Origin of the sequence: Prevotella sp. HMSC073D09, assembly GCF_001814145.1 — a bacterium.
Taxonomy (GTDB): Bacteria; Bacteroidota; Bacteroidia; order Bacteroidales; family Bacteroidaceae; genus Prevotella; species Prevotella conceptionensis.
In genome coordinates this window covers 1,801-21,578 of record NZ_KV815119.1, presented here as the reverse complement: position 1 = coordinate 21,578, position 19,778 = coordinate 1,801, and the positions used below count along the sequence as shown (strand labels likewise).

Annotated in this window: 13 protein-coding genes; 9 read left to right on the top strand and 4 right to left on the bottom strand. The window is 48.9% G+C overall.

Annotation, left to right across the window (positions count from 1 at the left end; translation table 11 throughout):
* Nucleotides 1-24: 24 nt before the first annotated feature.
* The 4 genes from HMPREF2955_RS10935 to HMPREF2955_RS10920 are packed head-to-tail and all read right to left on the bottom strand — an operon-like array spanning nucleotide 25 to nucleotide 3,790.
* The gene (locus tag HMPREF2955_RS10935) at nucleotides 25-582 is read right to left on the bottom strand and encodes a DUF3800 domain-containing protein (protein WP_070723517.1); all 558 of its coding nucleotides are present in this window, start codon (nucleotides 580-582) and stop codon (nucleotides 25-27) included.
* 10 nt (nucleotides 583-592) lie between these two features.
* Nucleotides 593-1,696: a restriction endonuclease subunit S gene (locus tag HMPREF2955_RS16320; protein ID WP_070723515.1), complete on the bottom strand. Its 1,104-nt coding sequence runs from the start codon at nucleotides 1,694-1,696 to the stop codon at nucleotides 593-595.
* Nucleotides 1,697-1,716: 20 nt separating this feature from the next.
* Entirely contained in the window at nucleotides 1,717-2,238 is a 522-nt protein-coding gene (locus HMPREF2955_RS10925) for a virulence RhuM family protein (RefSeq protein WP_070723513.1), read from the bottom strand.
* Nucleotides 2,225-3,790: a type I restriction-modification system subunit M gene (locus HMPREF2955_RS10920; RefSeq protein WP_070723519.1), complete on the bottom strand. Its 1,566-nt coding sequence runs from the start codon at nucleotides 3,788-3,790 to the stop codon at nucleotides 2,225-2,227. The genes HMPREF2955_RS10925 and HMPREF2955_RS10920 overlap by 14 nt, the downstream gene beginning before the upstream one ends.
* A 1,967-nt stretch (nucleotides 3,791-5,757) precedes the next feature.
* On the opposite strand from HMPREF2955_RS10920, the gene HMPREF2955_RS10910 reads away from it, so the two are divergent.
* The 9 genes from HMPREF2955_RS10910 to HMPREF2955_RS10870 all read left to right on the top strand — a co-directional run bounded on the left by HMPREF2955_RS10910 (nucleotide 5,758) and on the right by HMPREF2955_RS10870 (nucleotide 19,661).
* Nucleotides 5,758-8,802, top strand: a complete 3,045-nt coding sequence (locus tag HMPREF2955_RS10910) for a SusC/RagA family TonB-linked outer membrane protein (RefSeq protein WP_246830129.1) — start codon at nucleotides 5,758-5,760, stop codon at nucleotides 8,800-8,802.
* Between the two features lie 62 nt (nucleotides 8,803-8,864).
* Entirely contained in the window at nucleotides 8,865-10,334 is a 1,470-nt protein-coding gene (locus HMPREF2955_RS10905; protein ID WP_070723508.1) for a RagB/SusD family nutrient uptake outer membrane protein, read from the top strand.
* Nucleotides 10,335-10,569: 235 nt separating this feature from the next.
* Nucleotides 10,570-11,409 (top strand): PKD domain-containing protein, encoded by an 840-nt coding sequence (locus tag HMPREF2955_RS10900; RefSeq protein WP_070723506.1) that lies wholly within the window; start codon nucleotides 10,570-10,572, stop codon nucleotides 11,407-11,409.
* 259 nt (nucleotides 11,410-11,668) lie between these two features.
* The gene (locus tag HMPREF2955_RS10895; protein ID WP_070723504.1) at nucleotides 11,669-12,460 is read left to right on the top strand and encodes a DeoR/GlpR family DNA-binding transcription regulator; all 792 of its coding nucleotides are present in this window, start codon (nucleotides 11,669-11,671) and stop codon (nucleotides 12,458-12,460) included.
* Between the two features lie 86 nt (nucleotides 12,461-12,546).
* On the top strand, nucleotides 12,547-13,473 hold the full coding sequence (locus HMPREF2955_RS10890; protein WP_019188159.1) for a glycoside hydrolase family protein: 927 nt from the start codon (nucleotides 12,547-12,549) through the stop codon (nucleotides 13,471-13,473).
* Between the two features lie 77 nt (nucleotides 13,474-13,550).
* Entirely contained in the window at nucleotides 13,551-14,615 is a 1,065-nt protein-coding gene (locus tag HMPREF2955_RS10885; protein WP_210401317.1) for an SIS domain-containing protein, read from the top strand.
* Nucleotides 14,616-14,629: 14 nt separating this feature from the next.
* Nucleotides 14,630-15,844, top strand: a complete 1,215-nt coding sequence (locus tag HMPREF2955_RS10880) for an MFS transporter (protein WP_070723499.1) — start codon at nucleotides 14,630-14,632, stop codon at nucleotides 15,842-15,844.
* A 97-nt stretch (nucleotides 15,845-15,941) separates the two neighbouring features.
* Complete coding sequence (locus tag HMPREF2955_RS10875) at nucleotides 15,942-16,835, top strand: ROK family protein (protein WP_070723496.1); 894 nt, start codon at nucleotides 15,942-15,944, stop codon at nucleotides 16,833-16,835.
* Between the two features lie 66 nt (nucleotides 16,836-16,901).
* On the top strand, nucleotides 16,902-19,661 hold the full coding sequence (locus HMPREF2955_RS10870; protein ID WP_083317705.1) for a glycoside hydrolase family 2 protein: 2,760 nt from the start codon (nucleotides 16,902-16,904) through the stop codon (nucleotides 19,659-19,661).
* Nucleotides 19,662-19,778 lie beyond the last annotated feature (117 nt).

The following is a 19,778-nucleotide window of genomic DNA, read 5'->3' as shown; positions in this document are numbered from 1 at the left end:
TAAGAGGGAATTAACTGAATTACCCTAATTATAGGCAAGTGAACCTGCAACAATATCAGCTACCTGGATTATCAAATTGTCTTTGCTGTCTTCAAACCGGAAAAGACTTTTATCAAAAAAAGTCAATGGAACTTCACGTTCTCTTATATATCTGGCAAAAGACTGTAAGTATTCATTTTGTCCTACCTCATCTGCAACAATAACTAAATTACTGAAACTAGTTCTCAATTCTTGGTAGACAAGATTATTGATAAACTTATAGAAAGAAGGTTTAAATCTCAACCCTGATTGTTCGTGAATCTTTCTTTTATCACATACTAATACAAGTATTTTAAAAGGCAACGCTTTCAGTTCATTTAATATCGAAATACGCTTGCGATGATCTTTTCCTATGCGGCTTGATTTAATCTCACCATTAGGAAAATATTTATTTCGGATTGTTTCAACATTTTCTTTTACCACTGGAATATCATTTTCATCTACAATGATAGCAGTTATGATAAAATGTGTAGTGCAACCTTCATTTTCAAAATTATAGCCGAAGGCTCCAAACTCATCTATATAAGCATATTTTGTAATCATAAACAATATATTATTGCCCCATCTTCGCTAAAAGCAAAGACTGTAACTCCGTTAGTTTTTTGTTTTCTTTGTCAAAGAGTGATGTTGAGTTTTCAATTATATCTACTTGGTTATTAAACTCACATATTATCAGCTTTGGTGGTACAACTATTTTTTTGCTTTCCATATCAGGAATCGTTATCTGACTCTGGACGGACCCGGAACCTTTTATGTTTGAAACATTTAAATAATGATACAGATATTGGGTTATATCCTCGTTGTATGGAATAACAACAATCAGCCTAACAATTGGAACGTATGGTTGTTTTCTTAAGAAGCAATGACCAACAGTACCTCTTGCAGATATGGTTATGCTCTTTGAAGTAATGGTAGGTTTTGTAGTAAAGCCAAATACTCCCTTGTTATCAATGCCATTAGCGTAAATGGGCACATTGTATTTCTCTGTCTGCACTTCCGAAAAAACATTTGGCTTATCGCCACCCGCTTTAATATTAGCAATTTCGCTTAGTGTCCCCATTCTCCACCCATCAGGCAGATTTTCTTTATCTATGTTATCAACGAACATTTTGCGATAGAGGGCTTGGGCTGTTTCTTCAAGCTTTTTAATCATCTGCTCGTTTAGGCGAATACGATTAGACAGGGTTTTGTATTCTGTCACGATTTCATGTTGACGTTCAATGGTGGGGAAAGAGACTTCCATGTCTAACAAAGCCTCTTTTGTCATTCCTCCACGAACATCTGCATCTGTATAAAACCAAGCTTTTCTATCAAATTCTGATCGCCTAAACCACATCATCAAATAGTCTGACAACAGATCTTTAGGTCTTTGATTTTCAAAAACGAAATAAGCTGGGGAAACAATTATTGGTGTGTTTCCTTTGTGCATCGCCATAGGAATCTTTCCATCTCTACCAACATGCATTAAATTACATGCAAACTGCTTATTACCAACTAATTTATAAACTGAAAGGTCAGTTCCTATAACATTAGCGACAGAGGGCATAAAATATTTCTCGATATTTATGCCCATAGGTTTCGTCACCTTCAACTCCCGGTTACGAACATTCACTTCTCTGATAAAGTCGCCTAAACGTTTATACTCCGCTTTACTCATAGTTGTTTTTGTTTATCAGGTTAACAACAACTTTCACCACAACGTCCTTTTCTTCTGTTCGGCTTTCGGCAATCATCAGCGTGAGCGCAACAAGGGCGCTGTATGGTGCGCCCAAGCATACCCACCAGTTGACGCAGCTCGTCAATCTGCTCTTTGCGCATACGCTCGTTAACGGCATAGCCCTTAATGAGGTATTGCTTTAACACCTTGTTCGCCCAGATACGGAAAGCGGTACCGCGTTTGCTTTTTACACGGTAGCCAACGGAAATGATGACGTCAAGGTTGTAGTATTTAACCTTACGCGAGACTTTTCTTTCTCCTTCATTTTGAACAGTCAAGTATTCCTTGACAGTTGACTCTTGCTCCAGTTCGCCCTCCCTAAAAACATTACCGACATGCAGACTTACATTCTGTTTGGTGGTTTGAAAAAGCTCCACCATCTGAGCCTGTGTAAGCCACACCGTTTCGTTTCCCAGGCGTACATCCACCTGCGTCTGCCCGTCCTCAGACTGGTATATCACAATTTGATTATTCGAGTGCATAGCCTAATGAATTAAATAGTTCCTTCAACTGCAATTTGTTCTCTTCCTCCTGTTGCAACAGGTTGCGCATTTCTTTTTGCAATTGCTTCATCTTGGTGTCAAAGTCCACTTGCTCATCGCGATTACAAAACTCGATATATTTGCTTGGTACAAGGCTCCAACCTTTCTGCTCTATCTCTTCCGTAGTAGCAGAATAGCAATATTCAGGTTCGTTGCGATAAGTATCTTTATGGCCTTCGCGTTGCCAGTTGTGGAAATTCTTAGCAATCTGGCCTATCTGTTCAGTAGAGAACTGAATATATTTCTTTTCAAACGGCTCGCCCCATTGGCGCAGGTCGATAAACAGCACTTCGTTCTCGCGATTACGATAACGTACCAGCTTTCCATTCTGTTCCACCATGCGCGCTTTCTTATTGTTGTTAAGAATCCAAAGCGTAACGCTGATGTCGGTAGAATAGAACATGTTACGAGGTAAAATCACAATCGCCTCCACCACGTGGTTCTGGATAAGCTGCTTACGAATAGCCAACTCTGTTCCATCGCCACTCAACGCACCATTCGCCAACAGAAAGCCAGCCGTGCCATTGGCAGATAGTTTGCTCACAATGTTCAATATCCAGCCATAGTTGGCATTGCTTGTTGGAGGCGTATCATACCCCAACCATCTAGAATCGTCCACCAACTCGTTATCTGCCCGCCAACCTTTCTGATTGAAGGGTGGATTTGCCATAATAAAGTCGGCTTTCAAATCCTTGTGTTGGTCATTGTGAAAGGTGTCGGCAGCCATCTCGCCCAAATTACAGGCTATACCGCGAATGGCGAGATTCATCTTTGCCAGCTTGTAAGTGGTATTGGTATATTCTTGCCCATAAACAGAGATGTCGCGCTTGTTGCCATGATGCGCCTCTATAAACTTCATACTCTGCACAAACATGCCACCAGAGCCACAACAAGGGTCATAAATCTTTCCACGATAAGGCTCTATCATTTCGGCAATCAGGTTCACAATGCTTTTAGGCGTGTAGTATTCTCCTTTGCCCTTGCCTTCGGCTATGGCAAACTTGCCAAGAAAATATTCGTAAACCCTACCAATGAGGTCGTTTTCTGGGTCTTTCAGCGTGTCAAGCTTGTTAATTTCATCGAGCAAGGCAGCAAGTTTGGTACGGTCAAGCGACAGTGCAGCATAATAGTTGTTTGGAAGGGCTCCTTTTAATGTTGCGTTGCTCTGTTCCACTTTTGCCAAAGCCTTATCTATTTTGATGGCTATATCGTTCTGCTTAGCATTTGCTATGAGATAATCCCAACGACTTTCTGGTTCTAGGTAAAACACATTCTTGGCATTGTAAAACACCGAGTTGTCGGCAAAAGCCTCTTTTCCCTCTGCTAGCAATTCATTGTGTCGCTCCATAAAGCGGTCGTAAGCATACTTCAGGAAGGTGAGACTCAACACCACATGCTTATATTCTGAGGGCTCGACAGAACCGCGCAGCTTGTTCGCCGATTCCCAAAGTGTTTCTTCGATTGTCTTGGACTTTATCTGTTTCTTCGCCATTGTTTCTTTGTTTCTTTTTATCATCTTTCATTTTAGGAACTTGGCATTAGTATCATAATCTACTTCCAACAACTCTTTGAAGTCAAACAGAAATAGGCAAGCAATTTCCACTAACAGTGCCATAGGTGGTTGTATCTTGTTGGTTGGATAATATCACTCTAATCCCAATTTTGAAAGTTCTCCTTGGTCATTTATAACGTTTATAACGTTAGTTATTGATGGTATGCAAAAATAATCATAATTTGTTAAATAGCACCAGTCTTTGTTGCTATATTTTTTAATTCAGACAAACTATTTGTCGCATCCGACTTCGGCTTGCCCTCAGCGCGGGTATATTTTCCTAAACTCCCCCTCGTTGTAATAGAAACTCGTGTTGATAACTATCTTCCTTAGCATCTTGCATTGCCATTTGGTGAGGTTGGGGTTATCTAGATGTGGGGATGGCAACAGTTAATTGTTTAATCCAAATCGGGCGTTGAGCCTTTGCAGGTTTTGTTTGATTGTTGAGTATATTGTTTGTCTTATTCTTGAAGGCATAGTGGGCCACGTCAAGAGAATAAGACAAGCAAGGTGACGACAAGTAAACGGAAGATGAACAGGAAGCAAAGAAAATAACTTAAAATGTTATCTTTTATTTTACAATGTAGTTCTAGTTTTCACTCCGTTCTAGCGAAAATTGAGGTTAAAAAGTAGGTAAATCGCCACCATTTCTAGTCTTTCATGTCTTCTCGCTTGTCTGTTATTAAGAACAAAACCTGCATTTTGCACCATTTTGCCTTTCTGTTTTGGTTGCCAGCCCGTAATTTTTCAAGCCTAAATACCTGCTTTTTGCCCCCAAAACACCCCTTTTTGATGCCCATTTCGCCCTTTTTACCCCTGTTTTTAATGGCTCGGAGGGGTTTAATTTATACCATTTCAGCGGATATTTATGCACATCGACCGGCGTTTAGCAGCAAATTGCACTGCATTTTGCACCATTTTACCTTGCGTTTAGCACCAAAACGCACTCCATTTAGCACCAAAACGCAGTGCATTTAGCACCAAAACGCAGAATATTTTGCACCAAAACGCAGTGTATTTAGCATCAAACAGCCCAAAACTGGGTGAAAATGGCGGCTGTTTAAAATAAATATTCATTTTGCCTGCATGTACAACTGCCCCCATTTTGCACCAAAACAAACCTCCGCGAGAATCGATTTTTTGCGACCAAGCGGACGATTGGTGGGCAAAAACGGCACTCACAGTGTTAAAAAACGAGCTGAAAAGTTGACAAAAAATTCAAATTGGCAAGTGGTAAGCATCCTATTAAATTAACTGATAGGGTAGTCATTTTAGCAATACTCGCTCTTTTAGTCTTTCTAGCTACCCTACTTGTACTAACCATCCTAGCCACCCTAGTTATACTAGCTACCCTAATTACACTAGTTACCCTAGCTATTTTAGCCTTTCTAGCTACACTAGCCCAACTAACCCTTCTAGTTATCCTAGTCGCCAAGTAACCCTGCGCAGCCATCTTTTCACCCTTTCACCTTTTCACCCTTTCACCTTTAACGGGCTTTTTTCACCCTTTACCCCTCCTCCAAACCACAAACAACGGCAAGCAATTACAGTCCTTAATTATTAATTAATATTAAAACAATAAACAAAATTCATTAACTGTGCTTTCGTTTAGTTTCTTTTTGCTTATCTTTGCATCGTAAACAATCAGTAAAAGCGTTGTTGGTTGCCACCGGCACAACCGCTTAACCTGCCACAAGGCCAATTGTAGGGAACCATGAACAGCCCGCAATACATGCATACCCATAAACAATTAAATGCCGCGCGCATTGAACAACGTTACCTACCAGCGGCCAAAAGGCAATGACAAAGGCGAGTTTTAAAACCGGCCGTAATGGACTTTTAGAACCAACCTGTAATCAAACTTCACCCCCAGACACGGGGAAACTTAACTTAATAACATGACCGTTATGAGAGGAAAAGGGTTTTATCTCGCGGTGCTGCTCGCACTGCTACTCCCGCCCCTGTGCTTGATGGCACAACAAACGGGCGAAAGAACAATCGTGGGTTCGGTTGTCGATGCTGCCACCAATGAGGCCTTGCAGGGCGTTACGGTGCTGGCACAAGGCAGCGGAGCCGGAACCACCACCGATGCCAACGGCAATTTCTCGTTGCGATTGGCCCGAACAGACAACGTGCTGCTGTTTTCGTACGTGGGATATGCCTCACAAAGCGTTAACGTGGCAGGCAAACAAAACATCACCGTTGCGATGAGCGAAACGGCTAACGCCGTTGGCGAAGTGGTTGTGGTGGGCTACGGAACGCAAAAGAAGAAAGACGTTACGGGCGCCATCTCGGTGGTAGACATGAAAGAGGTGAACAAGCTGTCGGCTTCTACCTTGGCACACGCCTTGCAAGGGCAAGTGGCCGGCGTAGACGTAACCAGTTTTTCGGGTGCGCCTGGTTCGGGAATTACCGTTAGGGTGCGCGGCATTGGCACGCTGAACGATTCGGACCCGCTCTTCGTGGTAGACGGAATGATGGTGGGCGACATCAACTTTCTGAACACAAACGACATTGAGAGCGTGCAAGTGCTTAAAGATGCCTCGGCAACGGCCATCTATGGCGCACGCGGTGCCAACGGCGTGGTGATTATAACCACCAAACGCGGCTCGCAAGGCAAGGCCACCATCAACCTTTCGGCCTATTACGGCATACAAAACGTATGGCGTAAGAACAACGTTTGCGACGGTCCGACGTGGGGAATGCTGCGAAACGAGATGCAAGCGGCTTTGGGGCAGGTGCCGCTTTTTGGAGACGTGCGCTCGTTGCCCACCGTTGATTATTTCGATGCCATACTACATAAGAACGCACCCGTGAAGAACGCCGACCTATCCGTACAGGGCGGAACGGACAAAGCCAACTATTACCTCAGCCTGAACGGCTTTTCGCAAGACGGATTGATGAAGAAAACGGCCTTCGACCGTGTTACGCTGCGTGCCAATGGCGAGTTTAAGGCCAACAATTGGCTGACCATTGGCGAAAACATTACGCTGGTGCGCACCCGCCAAAACGGCACTTTGGAGAACGACGAGTGGACAAGTCCGATGATGACCACCTACACCCGCGACCCAATAACGCCCGTGCGCAACGAAGACGGCAGCTTTACCAAGTCTACTTTCAGCGACATTCACAACCCCGTTGCAACCATCGAGTACAACAATCCCGAAAACATCGTCTATCGCGTGTTGGCCAATGTCTACGCAGAAGTGTCGCCTTTGAAGGGACTGAAATGGCGGACGACCTATTCTACCGAGTACGCCAACAACGAATATGCCAACTATACGCCCGTGTACTACGTATTCGCGGCACAGCAAAATTCCAAGGAAAACAGCATAACCAACTCTACATACAGCACTTACATGCGCCAGTTTACCAATACGCTTACGTACGACACGCACCTAGGCAACCATGCCTTACAGGCCATGCTGGGTTGCGAGAGTTACGCCGTAACGTACAAAAGCCTGCAAGCATCGGTAAAGAACGTGCCCAGCAACGACCCCTCGGTGATGTTCATCAACAACGCGCGCAACAAAGATGCAGCGGCTGCCGCCAAGGGCATTACCACACAGCACAAGCTACTGTCGGGCATGGCACGCATCAACTACAATTATTTGGAACGCTACCTCTTAACGCTGAACATGAGGCTCGACGGCTCGTCTAAGTTCTTACGCGGGCACCGCTGGGGCGTGTTCCCATCGGTTTCGGCAGGATGGCGCGTAACCGAAGAGCCCTTTATGAAAGACCAAAAGGTGTTTAGCAACTTAAAGCTGCGCGCCGGTTGGGGACAGATAGGCAACGAAGGTAGTGTCGATTCCTACTCGTATGCCACGTTTGCCTCGGCAGGTTCCAACTATGTGTTTGGCGGAAAGCTGATGCCAGGGTTTAGCTTTAACAGCACAGGCAACAGCGAATTGAAGTGGGAAACATCCACAACCGCCAACCTCGGGCTCGACTTCGCCGTGCTAGGAGGCAAGCTATCGGGCACAATTGAGGTGTTCGACAAGACAACGAGCGACATGTTGCTGCGCGTTCCCGTGCCAGGACAGGTGGGAATTGCCGAACCGCCTTTCCAAAACGCAGGTAAAATGCGCAACCGCGGACTGGAGTTGTCGTTGCAATATCGCAACTACGACCACCCGCTGGGCTACGCTGTGGGGGCTAACTTCACCACCATCTCTAACCGCGTGCTGGATTTGGGCGCCGATGCCTACATCGAAGGGGCGCGTTTCATGAACTCGGTGTACCTTACACGCACCGTCGTGGGCAGACCGATGGCGCAGTTCTATGGTCTGAAAACCGACGGACTGTTCCAAAACTGGGACGAGGTGAATGCACAAAAGGCGCAAAAGAACGTGGCCCCGGGCGATGTTCGCTACAAAACGGTGAACAAAGACGACTTGATGGCACCAGAGAACTACACCTATTTGGGAAGTCCGCTGCCCAAGTTCTCTTACTCGCTCAACGGCAGCCTATCGTATAAAGGTTTCGACCTAAGCCTACTTCTGCAAGGCGTTTACGGCAACAAGCTGTACAATGGTCCGTCTACTTACAGCCTTTCCACAGGCAACCTGAGCTACAACTTCTCGCGCGACATGGTTAATCGCTGGCATGGCGAAGGCACACAGACCGATGCACGCTACCCGCGCATGGGCGGAACAGACAGCAACAACTCGATATTGCAAAGCGACCGCTACCTGGAAGACGGCTCTTACCTGCGCATAAAGATGCTGCAAGTGGGCTACGAACTGCCAGCCGCATGGGTTAGCAAGGCCAAACTTACCAAAGCACGCGTGTATCTCAATGCCCAAAACCTATATACGTTTACCAAATATACGGGTCTGGACCCCGAAATAGGCATGCGAGGCGGGTCGGATCCTCTCGACATTGGCGTGGACCGCGGTTATTATCCCACACCCCGACTTTACTCGGTGGGGGTAGAACTATCGTTCTAAACCGCGGTTCAGCCTCCCTTTTACATCCATTACATTACACAACAACCTAAACCGCAACGAAAATGAAGCGACACCTTATATATATCATCATGCCGATGGCAATGGGCTTTGCAGCTTGCGACCCCGAAGGTTTTCTCGACACGCCAGTGCCCAGCATCGACCAGAATACGTTCTTTGCCAATGAGAATGCGGCTAAAAGCACGCTCGTGGGCGCATACGACCCGGCCGGCTGGATGGGTTACATACAATATCTTGATTGGGCCATTGGCGATGTGGCCTCGGACGACGCAATAAAAGGCGGCGGCGGAGACAGCGACCAGCCCGAGATGTACGACATAGAACACTTTCGCGCCTCGCCCGAACAAGAACAACTCTCAACGGCGTGGCAACAACAATACGAAGGAATAAACCGCGCCAACCGAGTTATCGCAGGCGTTAAGGGCAATGCCAACATCAGCGAGGCCGCCCAACGCCGTTTCATAGCCGAGGCGCGCTTTATGAGAGGGTATTACCACTTCTGTTTGATGAAGGTTTTCGGAGCTGTTCCGTTGGTAGACCATCTGTTGAAACCCTCCGAATACAAGGGCGGAAGGGCATCGATGGAGGAATGTTGGGCCTTTGTGGAGGCCGATTTCAAGGCCGCCATGCAAGAACTGCCCCATAAGAAGGACCAACCCGCAGAGGATTTGGGGCGCGCTACGTGGGGTTCGGCTGCCGCTTTCCTTACCAAATGCTACATTTGGCAGGAGAAATGGAAGGAGGCCGAGGCCTTGGCCAAGGAGATTGTGGCCTCTGGCGATTATAGCTTGCAACCCAATTACGGCGACCTCTTTACCATTGCCACCGACAACGGCGTGGAGTCGGTGTTTGATGTTCAGCTTAAAGACTTCAACATGACGCAATGGGGCGACGAAAACGAGGGGAGTATGATTGAGATTTACCAACGCTCGCGCGACGACCGCAACGGCGGATGGGGTTTCGACCAGCCCACACAGAACCTTTACGATGAGTTTGAACCGGGCGACCCACGTCGCGAATGGACTATCATTAAGCATGGCGACGTGTTGTGGCAGGGAACCAAAGACGAAGAAACCATTTACACCAACTACGACCCCGTGCACAATCCCGATGCGCCTGCTGTGGGCTATTGCCGTCGTAAAGGTACGTTGCCCAAGAGTCAACGGCCGTCTATGGAAGATGCGGCAAGTCTCAACGTGCGCGTGATACGCTATGCCGACGTGCTGCTTTGGCAGGCCGAGGCTGCCGCACACAATGGCAGCGATTGGCAAACGCCACTTAATGCCGTGAGGAAACGTGTGGGGTTGGGCGAAAGTCCTTACAAGAGCGACCCCCTGAAAGCCGTTTATCACGAACGGCGCGTGGAGCTGGCTATGGAAAGCCACCGCTATTGGGACCTTGTTCGCACAGGGCGCGGCAACTTGATAGAGGGTTATACCGACAACAAACGCTATCTGCCCATACCGCAATCGGAGATAGGACTGAATCCGAACCTTACACAGAATCCGTATTAATGAGGAGTTATGGAGTTAAGGAGTTAAGCCAATAGCATTGGTGGCGTTAGGCTAATAGGACCAGTCCGACTTGTCCGAAAACTAGAATGAACTAGAAACCGCTAAACAACTCTTAAAGGGCGTTAGCCATTTTTCATCTTTAGAAGTTAAGGAGTTAAGCCAAATGCCTTGTTGCCCTGCGGCCACTTATCCCGTCAACTAAAGTTATTAACACAACCAAATAACACATACGACAATGAATGCCAAACATAGTATGTTCGCTCTTGCGGTGGCAGTGATATGTTTCGCCGCCTGCGAACCACAAGAAAGCAAAACGGGGAAGATGGGGCCAGCCCCTTCGAACCCACACATAACGATAAACAATGCCGATCCCTACAATCCCATTTTCAGGGCTTGGGCCGACAATGGCTTTATTTATAGCTGGGATTTGGGTAACGGACAGGTTATTGCACCTGGCAGAGACACCGCAACGGCTTACTATCCGCTGCCCGGAAACTACAACGTGAGCGTAACCATCTATGGAGAAGGGGCGCAAGAGGTTAGTGCCGACACGACATACACCGTTACTTCGGCCGACCCCACTATGGCGGAGAAACCGCTTTGGAAAGAACTAACGGGCGGCGGAAAGGGCGCGACATGGGTGTATAACACCGATACGCAGACGGGTAAGCCCGATTATTGCTACCAAACCACAGGCGACTTGGTGAATTATCCCAATAACTGGATGCCCTCGTCGAGCTGGGGACAGTGCGAAAGGATAACGCCCGACATCAATGGAGAAATGGTTTTCGACCTCAACGGCGGCGTTAACTACACCTATCACCATGTGGCAGGCGACGCTGGCGTTAAAGGTACGTTCGTACTAGATGCCGAAAAGCGCACGCTAACGGTGAAAAACCCCTACATCCTAGACCATGCCGTGGGCTGTACGCAGCCTGCCGCAACGGCTACGGGCGTGTATCAGATAATGAAACTCACCGAAGACGAGCTTGTTCTTTGGCAAATGCAAAAGGCACCGACCTCTGCACCTGGCTCGGGAGAAGGCTGGGGATGGAGCTTTAAACGAAAGAAATAATCTCCAAAACACAACAAATAACGTTGCAGTCGTTGAAAGCCGTTGTGCCAAATGCGTACAGGCGGACTGGCAAACGACATGCGCTCTTTGACATCTTGCACAACAACCACACCTCGCAAACGTTGCTGAAAAACCGTTGAAGCGGGCTAGCACATGCTCGCCGAGCTGCCGAAAACGAAATAAAAAACAACAAATGCGAAACAAAAACAAAGCAAATTGTGTATCTTTGCGAGGTAGAACAACATCACATCATCGAATTATGGAGCAGCATAACACACAGGCAGACAACATCGTTTTTCAGGAAGAACGACTGCAAACGATTGCCGAAAAGCTGGAACGAGAGGGAAGAATTGTTACGAAAGACTTGGTAGACGAACTGAATACCACACCCGTAACGCTGCGAAAAGACCTCTTGTTGCTAGAAAAGCGTGGCTTGTTGAAACGAACCCACGGTGGAGCGGTGAAGGTAAACCGGCTTTATCCTGGCCAAGCGCTTAACGAAAAGGAGAAGATTAACCTCGAAGAGAAAATCAGAATAGTGCGCAAGGCCGCCACTTTTGTGGCCGAAGGCGATACCATCATCCTCGATTCGGGGTCTACAACTAGTCTTTTGGCCAAAGAACTGCGCAACTTTAAGCGACTGGTGGTTATCACTAACGCCTTAAACATTGCCAGCGACCTAAGCGATACCAGCATAGAGGTTATCGTTGTGGGCGGAAATCTGCTCAAAATGGCCGCTACGATGGTGGGGCCATTGGCCGACGACACGCTCAGAAAGGTGTCGGCCGACAAGCTTTTCATGGGTGTAGACGGCGTGGACATGAACATCGGACTAACTACGCCCGACATCAACGAGGCCAAAACAAGTAGGGTGATGATGGAATCGGCCGGCGAAGTGTTTCTCTTAGTGGATGCATCCAAGTTCGGCAGGCGCAGTTTGGGCGTTATTTCGCCTCTCAACGCCATAGATAAGCTTATCACAACCAAGCATCTAAGCGAAGAAGAGTTCCAACAACTGAGCGAAAACGAAATCGACATATTCATGGTGTGAGGTCCTCCAACTGTTCTCAGGGGTGGTTGTGTGCAAGATGCAAGGAACAAAAGAATTGCATTTAACACAAAAAACAACGATAAGAAATGAGAACAATGAAAATGTTTTTAGCCGTGGCGTCGCTTGCCGTGGCCACGGTTGGAGCGAACGCTCAAAGCAAGGTTTATCCCCAAGTAGTAGACGACCAACTGGTTATTCAAGGCGACAAATGCGGCTGGGATGCCGGCACCGTGCACACTTTCTCGGTAGTAGAGGCCAACAAAGACGGCTATAAATACTGGGGCTACTATGGGCTAGACCATTACGAAAACGACGTACACTTTCGTAAGGCAGGACTGGTGCGTAGCAATAACCTCACCGATTGGGTGAAGTACGAGGCCAATCCCATCATCGCAGCCAACTGCCGATGGCCCACTGTGGTGATGAGCGACGGCAAGTTCTACATGTTTTACGCCGAATATAAGGGTCCAAATAAAGACAGTCGCATCGTGATGGCCGAGAGCGAAAACGGCATCGACTTCGACAACAAGCGCGTTGTTGTGCCATACGCCGATGGAGAACAAAACCAAAACCCCTTTATTTACTTTAATAAGAACGACGGCTTTTTCTATCTTTTCTATTATAACGGTACCGAAAGAGCGAAAAACAACCCACGTTGGAACGTGCTGGTAAAGAAAAGTAAGCGCGTGGCCGACCTGCCACAGCAAAAGAGTTACGAGGTGGTTACATCCAACAAAACCCTTGCCGCGCCCTCCGTTGCTTATCATGGCGGCACATATTACCTGCTCGTAGAAGAGTTTAGCGACGACACCCACACCAAATGGGTTACCAATGCCTTCTCGTCTAAGGAGGTAGACCGCGGCTACCAGCGCGTAACCAACAACCCCGTACTTTATAAAAACGATGCCTGCGCCTTCCAATACGTGCTCGACGGGCAGCTCTACGTAACTTATTCGCACTGCACCGACCTCTCGAAAGGCCAGTGGGTTATGCGCATGATGAAGACAAAATAAGGCGAAACGCCATTTGTAATGTTTCATTGCAGGCATGTCCGCCTTGCACGCGCATGCTTGCACAACAGTTAAAGAATATGTCAACCAATAAGTTTCTTACCGAAATACTGGAACAACCTGCTGCCATTGGCAACATCATCCACTTCTATTCAGCCCCCGAAGGCATGGAACTCTTGCGCAAAACGAGGGAGGCCATCGCCCAACGTAACATTCACGATGTGGTGTTTACGGGCATGGGCAGTTCGTTCTTCATCTCGTTTGCAGCCGCAAGCCTGTTCAACCAACAGGGCATTCACGCCCATTACATCAACACGAGCGAACTGTTGCACTACAATCTCTCGCTGCTCAACCGCCCCACGCTGTTGGTTTGCGCCTCGCAGTCGGGCGAAAGCTATGAGATTAAAGAGGTTTTGGAGCGTCTGCCGCAGTCGGTGTACTGTGTAGGCATTGTCAACGAGGAGGATAGCGCACTTGCAAGAAAGGCGGATGTAGCCCTATTGTGCAAGGGCGGACGCGAAGAGATGACCTCAACAAAGACCTATGTGCTCACTTCTTTGGCCGCTTGCATCTTGGGATTGTATCTTAGCGACCGCTGGAACGCCCACACGCAACGCCAATTGGCAGGCTTACAAGCCAAATTTGAAGACATGTTGGCAAGCCGTAACGAATGGTTGGGCAAGGGACTCGACTTCCTTGGCGACCTCACCACGCTGCAAATCATCGCCCGTGGCCCATCGTTCTCCACCGCTAGCCAAAGTGCCTTGATGTTTAAAGAGGCCACCCACATCGCTGCAACAGGCATCTTGGGCGGCGAATTCAGGCACGGACCAATGGAAATGGTTGCTCCTGGCTTTAAATCGGTGTTGTTTGCATCCGAGGGTCGCACGCTCGAACAAAGCTTAAAGATGGCCGAAGACATTGCTGGCTTTGGCGGACGCGTGTGGCTTATCACCAATTCGTGCGATGCCGTACAGCATGTAACAGACAACATACTGCCCGTTTACGTAGACGAACAAGACGAATACCTGTTCTCCATCTTAAGCATCCTGCCCTTACAGCTCTTCATCGACGAGTATGCCAAGCGTCACGGATTCGAGGCAGGCAGCTTTTCGCGCGGTGCAAAGGTAACAGTAACCGAGTAAAAGGAGGATGCACAATGGGCAACAGTGGGAAAAGACAAACCATGCTTTTGGGCATCACGGCCTTGATATACGTGGTGTTTGGCCTTCTAACGTCGGTAATAGGCGTGGCCATCGACCGCTTTCAGGCGCAATATGGTGTGTCGCTAGGTGTGGCAGCCCTGTTGCCCTTGGCCTTTTTCTTGGCCTACGGACTAACGTCGATACCTTTTGGTTTGCTCACCGACCGTTTCGGAGCAAAGTCTGTGTTGCTTTTGGGAACGGCATTGATGGGCACAGGTTCTGCCCTTTGCTACCTCAGTGCTGCGGCGTGGGCTGTTATCGTGTCTGTATTTCTCATCGGAACGGGTGTAACGGCTGTGCAGATAGCGGGCAATCCCTTTGTTCGGGTGCTCGACCAACCATCGCGCTACACGTCTAACCTAACCCTCATCATTGGTATTGGTGCCTTGGGTTACGCCCTTAGTCCGCTCATCGTACCCGTTTTGCAAGCCAACAACCTAAGTTGGACCACCATTTACCTGCTCCTGGCAGTGGTTAATGCCGTGATATTCGTGGTAGTAGCCTTCGCCCACTTCCCAAAGACCACCACCAATGCCGACGAACGGCTAAACCTAGGTAGGTTTTTCCATCTCTGTCGCAACCCTTTGGTGCTGGTTTATGCCTTAGGCATCTTTCTCTATGTAGGCGGCGAAGTGGGCGTTTCGTCGTACATCATCACCTTTATGAACAACGTTCACCACCTCAGCAACGACCAATCGTTTTGGCCCGAATCAACATTTATGCACCAACTCTTCCCATCAAAAACCGCCCTCATCGTGGCTTTGTTCTGGCTTTTGCAAGCAGTGGGCAGGCTGGTGGCATCGGCCTTGATGCGTAAGGTAAGCGAACGTGCGGTCTTCATCGTGCATAGCACCCTCACCGTGGTGGCATTGGTGGTGGCCATGCTGGGCAGCGAAGGCGTGGCCTTGGTGTCGTTTGCCCTTGTGGGTTACTTCACTTGTGTGTCGTTCACGGCCTTATTCAGTGCCGTCATCAACAGTTTCAACCACGATCACGGCATGCTCTCAGGCATTTTAGGCACAGCTATTGTGGGCGGAGCTTTCATTGGCTGGCTTGTCGGTGCTGTTGGCAACGCCCATGGCATGGTTTGGGGCATGGCTGTAAATGTCGTTGCCTTTGCATACGTCATGGCTGTGGCCGTGTGGGGAAAAGGGATGAAGGAGCGTTGACAAGATAAATAGCTACAGGGCAACAAGGCATTTGGCTTTACTCCTTTACTCCATTACTCCTTTACTCCTCAAAGATTCTCATAAACTTAAAACAACAATGAACAATATCATTATAGGCGTAGACCTAGGCGGAACAAAGATAATGACAGGTGCCATAGACGCTGCCGACGGCCGCGTTATCGGCACGCCGATTAAGATTGCTACGCAAAGTCATCTACCGAAAGAACAGATTGTGGAGAACATCGCACAGTCTATTAGACAAGTGATGAATGCCAACGGACTTCAAAAGCAAGACGTTGTGGGCGTGGGCGTGGGTTCTACCGGACCACTCGACCTCGACTTGGGCTTGGTTTTAGATTGTCCGCAGCTACCCACCATGCAACATTTCGCCTTGCGCGAGGCACTGCAACAGGCCGTAGACTTACCTGTGGCCCTCAACAACGATGCCAATTGCTTGGTATTGGGCGAGGCCGTGTTCGGTGCGGCGCGCAACAAACGCACTGTTCTGGGTTTCACGCTTGGCACGGGCATTGGCTGTGCGTTGGTGGTAGACGGCAAAATATGGAACGGTGCCACTGGCACAGCAGGCGAGATATGGTGTTCGCCCCACGGTAAAGGCATCATCGAAGATGCCATTTCGGGGCAGGGCGTGGCCAACATCTACAAACAAATAGCCCATACCGACGCCTCTTCGCTAGAAGTTTACCTGCGTGCACAGCAAGGCGAACGCCATGCGCTCGATGCTTGGGAAACCTTTGGCCAACATCTTGCCGTGCCTTTGGCCTGGTGTATCAACCTCATCGACCCCGATGTGGTTTTGCTTGGTGGCTCCATTGCCACCGCCTATCCCTTCTTTATGCCTGCCATGATGCGCAGTTTGCAGGCGCACATCTGTCCGTTGCCCGCCCAACGCACACCCATTGTTATGGCATCGTTGGCCGACAACGCTGGTTTTGTGGGCGCAGCATGCCTTATGCGCGCTCTCGTCTAACTCTTAACCCAACCCATTTCCATAATGAGAATAAAGTTTTTGCTCGTATGCCTGTGCTGTTTCACCATGGCACACGCCGCTAACAACAACCTAAAAGACGGTCGGCAGCCGCTAACGCAATGGCAAATGCAGTCCACAACGCGTGTGCCACAAGCGGGCAACGTGTTGTCGTTACGCACCTATAAGCCCCAACGCTGGCACAATGCCACCGTACCCACAAGCGTATTAGGGGCTTTGGTGAAAGAGAATGTGTACCCCGACCCGCACTTCGATCTCAACGACCTACGCATACCCGATGCCTCCGACGATCTAAACCGCCGATTGGGACTTAGCAAGTACTCGCACATTAAGGGCGTGCCTAACCCCTTTAAGCATCCCTATTGGTTCCGCACGCAGTTCTCCATACCCGCCGGCGAACGCGGAAGGCGCGTGTGGCTCAACTTCGACGGCATCAATTATCGCGCCGACCTTTGGGTAAACGGCAAGCAAGTGGCCAACAAAACGCAGATGGCGGGCATGTTCTTGCGCTTTAAATACGACATAACAGCCCTTGTTTCGGCAGACAAGCCCAACGTGGTGGCCGTAAAGATATACCAAGTAGACAACGTGGGCACGCCACGTCCGGGCTATCTCTTCACCCCTTTCGGGCAAGGTAGAGGTCAAGGAGAAGAGATTTTCAGAGATGTAACCCTCAAATTCATGGCCGGTTGGGACTGTTCGCCCGTGGTACGCGACCGCAACATGGGGCTTTATCAAGACGTGTACCTAACTTACACCGATGATGTGAAGATTGAAAACCCCTACATCGTTACCAACCTGAACCTGCCCGACACCACAAAGGCCAGCATATCCGTGCAAACCGAATTACGAAACGCAAGCAACAAGCCCCAAACGGGTGTGTTGCGTGGGCGTATCAACCTGCTAAAAGAGATAGACTTCCACACCTATAAAAAGCAGATGCCGGGCCAAATGCCCACCATCGCCTTTGAAAAGCGCGTCACCATACCCGCCGGAAAAACCCTCACCGTTAACTTCTCGCCCGAAGAGTTTTCCCAACTCAACGTGCAAAATCCCCACCTGTGGTGGCCCAATGGCTATGGTCTGCAACATCTTCATCGCCTAGACCTCTCGTTTGAAGTGGGCGGTAAGGTGTCCGACACGCAGTCTACCACTTTCGGCATACGCCAAATCACCTCTACTTTAAAGGAACGCGACGGCGAACATGGCCGCATTTTCTGGGTAAACGGCCAACGCATTTTCTGTCGTGGCGGCTTTATCCAGCCCGACATGCTGCTCGACATGAACCCCAAGCGCATGTACGACGAGGCCCGACTGCTGGCTAATGCAGGCGTAAACATGATTGCCAACGAAGACATGCCCTCGCCCCCAGAGGCTGTTATGGAAACTTACGACAAGTACGGACTGCTGATGTGGGAGGTGTTTTTCCAATGTTGGACTAGTTATCCCGGCGAACCTTCCTTCAACAATCCCACCGATACGCGCCTTGCACTGCGCAACATGTACGATGTGGTGAAACGTTACCGCAACCACCCCTCGTTGGCGCTGTGGTGTATGCAGATTGAAACGATGGTGCGCGAAGAACTATACGTACCCCTACGTGCCTACATTAAGCAGCACGACCCCACTCGCCCCTTCATTGCAACGTCTAGCCATGGTTGGGATGTAGACAAACTTACGCCCTACATCAAGCCCGACCTGCCCACAGGCATGACCGATGAGAACGAACCCGACTACACTTGGTACCCTCATCCCTATTATTATAATAAGGTGTTGGAGGTAAAAGACCAAATGTTTCGCAACGAAATGGGTGTTCCTGCCGTATCTACGCTCGAGAGTATGAAGAAGTATGTGTTCGATTTAGGCAAGGGTCCGCGCAACGCGCACTATCCGCTCGATAAGGTTTGGGCCTACCACGACGCTTGGGACTCCATCTGCTGTCCGCCGTCAAGTTATGCCTTCAAACCCTACGACAACGCCATCCGTCAGCAGTTTGGTCAGCCCTCGTCGGCCGAAGACTACATCCGTTGGGCGCAATACATCAACGCGGGCAGCTATCGGGCCATGTTCGAGGCAGCCAACCACCGCATGTGGGACATAACCACGGGCGTAATGCTCTGGAAACTTAATGCTACGTGGCCGCAGGTGTTATGGCAAATATACGATTGGTTCCTCAATCCCAACGCAGGGTACTACTATACCAAGAAGGCATTAGAGCCCTTGCACATACAGATGAACGAACATAACCGCATGGTGAGCGTTATCAACACGATGCATAAGCCACAAACCGACATCACCGTGAACGTGAAAGTGTACGACAACAACCTGAATGTGGCCTGGCAACAAACGGTGCAACAGCGTGCGTTTGATGCCGATTGCTTTACCGAACTATTTGCCGTACCCGTTCCGCAGGACGTTAGCAACGTGCATTTCGTTCGCCTACAACTGGTAGACAAGCAAGGTTGCATCATGTCAGACAACTTCTATTGGCAAACGGCCGACGGCAAAAACGATTTCCGTGAACTAACGCGCTTGCCCAAGGTGCCCTTGAAGTTCGACACACGAACAACACAACGCGATGGCGACGTGGTGATGACCATTAAGGTGAAGAACCCTTCCACACAGCTAGCCTTTATGCATCGCCTATACATTGCCAAGGGCGAAGGCGGTGCAGAGGTGCTACCTACGATATGGAGCGACAACTTCATCACGCTTTTCCCTGGCGAAGAACGCGAACTTACTGCTACCTTCGCACAACAAGACCTCGATGGCAAACAACCCGTTTTGGTGTTGGATGAGATGCAATAAGAGCCTCACCCCCTTTCCCCTCTCCACGGGGAGAGGGGCGTGATGTCAAACCTCTTAAAAGTGAAAAGGTGAAAGAGTGAAAGGGTGAAAAAATGGCTAACGCCTTTTAAAGGTGAA

Bases quoted from the DNA above. Each gene is read 5' to 3' on its own strand.
- HMPREF2955_RS10935 (WP_070723517.1), bottom strand. From the start codon at position 582: ATGATTACAAAATATGCTTATATAGATGAGTTTGGAGCCTTCGGCTAT.
- HMPREF2955_RS16320 (WP_070723515.1), bottom strand. From the start codon at position 1,696: ATGAGTAAAGCGGAGTATAAACGTTTAGGCGACTTTATCAGAGAAGTG.
- HMPREF2955_RS10925 (WP_070723513.1), bottom strand. From the start codon at position 2,238: ATGCACTCGAATAATCAAATTGTGATATACCAGTCTGAGGACGGGCAG.
- HMPREF2955_RS10920 (WP_070723519.1), bottom strand. From the start codon at position 3,790: ATGGCGAAGAAACAGATAAAGTCCAAGACAATCGAAGAAACACTTTGG.
- HMPREF2955_RS10910 (WP_246830129.1), top strand. From the start codon at position 5,758: ATGAGAGGAAAAGGGTTTTATCTCGCGGTGCTGCTCGCACTGCTACTC.
- HMPREF2955_RS10905 (WP_070723508.1), top strand. From the start codon at position 8,865: ATGAAGCGACACCTTATATATATCATCATGCCGATGGCAATGGGCTTT.
- HMPREF2955_RS10900 (WP_070723506.1), top strand. From the start codon at position 10,570: ATGAATGCCAAACATAGTATGTTCGCTCTTGCGGTGGCAGTGATATGT.
- HMPREF2955_RS10895 (WP_070723504.1), top strand. From the start codon at position 11,669: ATGGAGCAGCATAACACACAGGCAGACAACATCGTTTTTCAGGAAGAA.
- HMPREF2955_RS10890 (WP_019188159.1), top strand. From the start codon at position 12,547: ATGAGAACAATGAAAATGTTTTTAGCCGTGGCGTCGCTTGCCGTGGCC.
- HMPREF2955_RS10885 (WP_210401317.1), top strand. From the start codon at position 13,551: ATGTCAACCAATAAGTTTCTTACCGAAATACTGGAACAACCTGCTGCC.
- HMPREF2955_RS10880 (WP_070723499.1), top strand. From the start codon at position 14,630: ATGGGCAACAGTGGGAAAAGACAAACCATGCTTTTGGGCATCACGGCC.
- HMPREF2955_RS10875 (WP_070723496.1), top strand. From the start codon at position 15,942: ATGAACAATATCATTATAGGCGTAGACCTAGGCGGAACAAAGATAATG.
- HMPREF2955_RS10870 (WP_083317705.1), top strand. From the start codon at position 16,902: ATGGCACACGCCGCTAACAACAACCTAAAAGACGGTCGGCAGCCGCTA.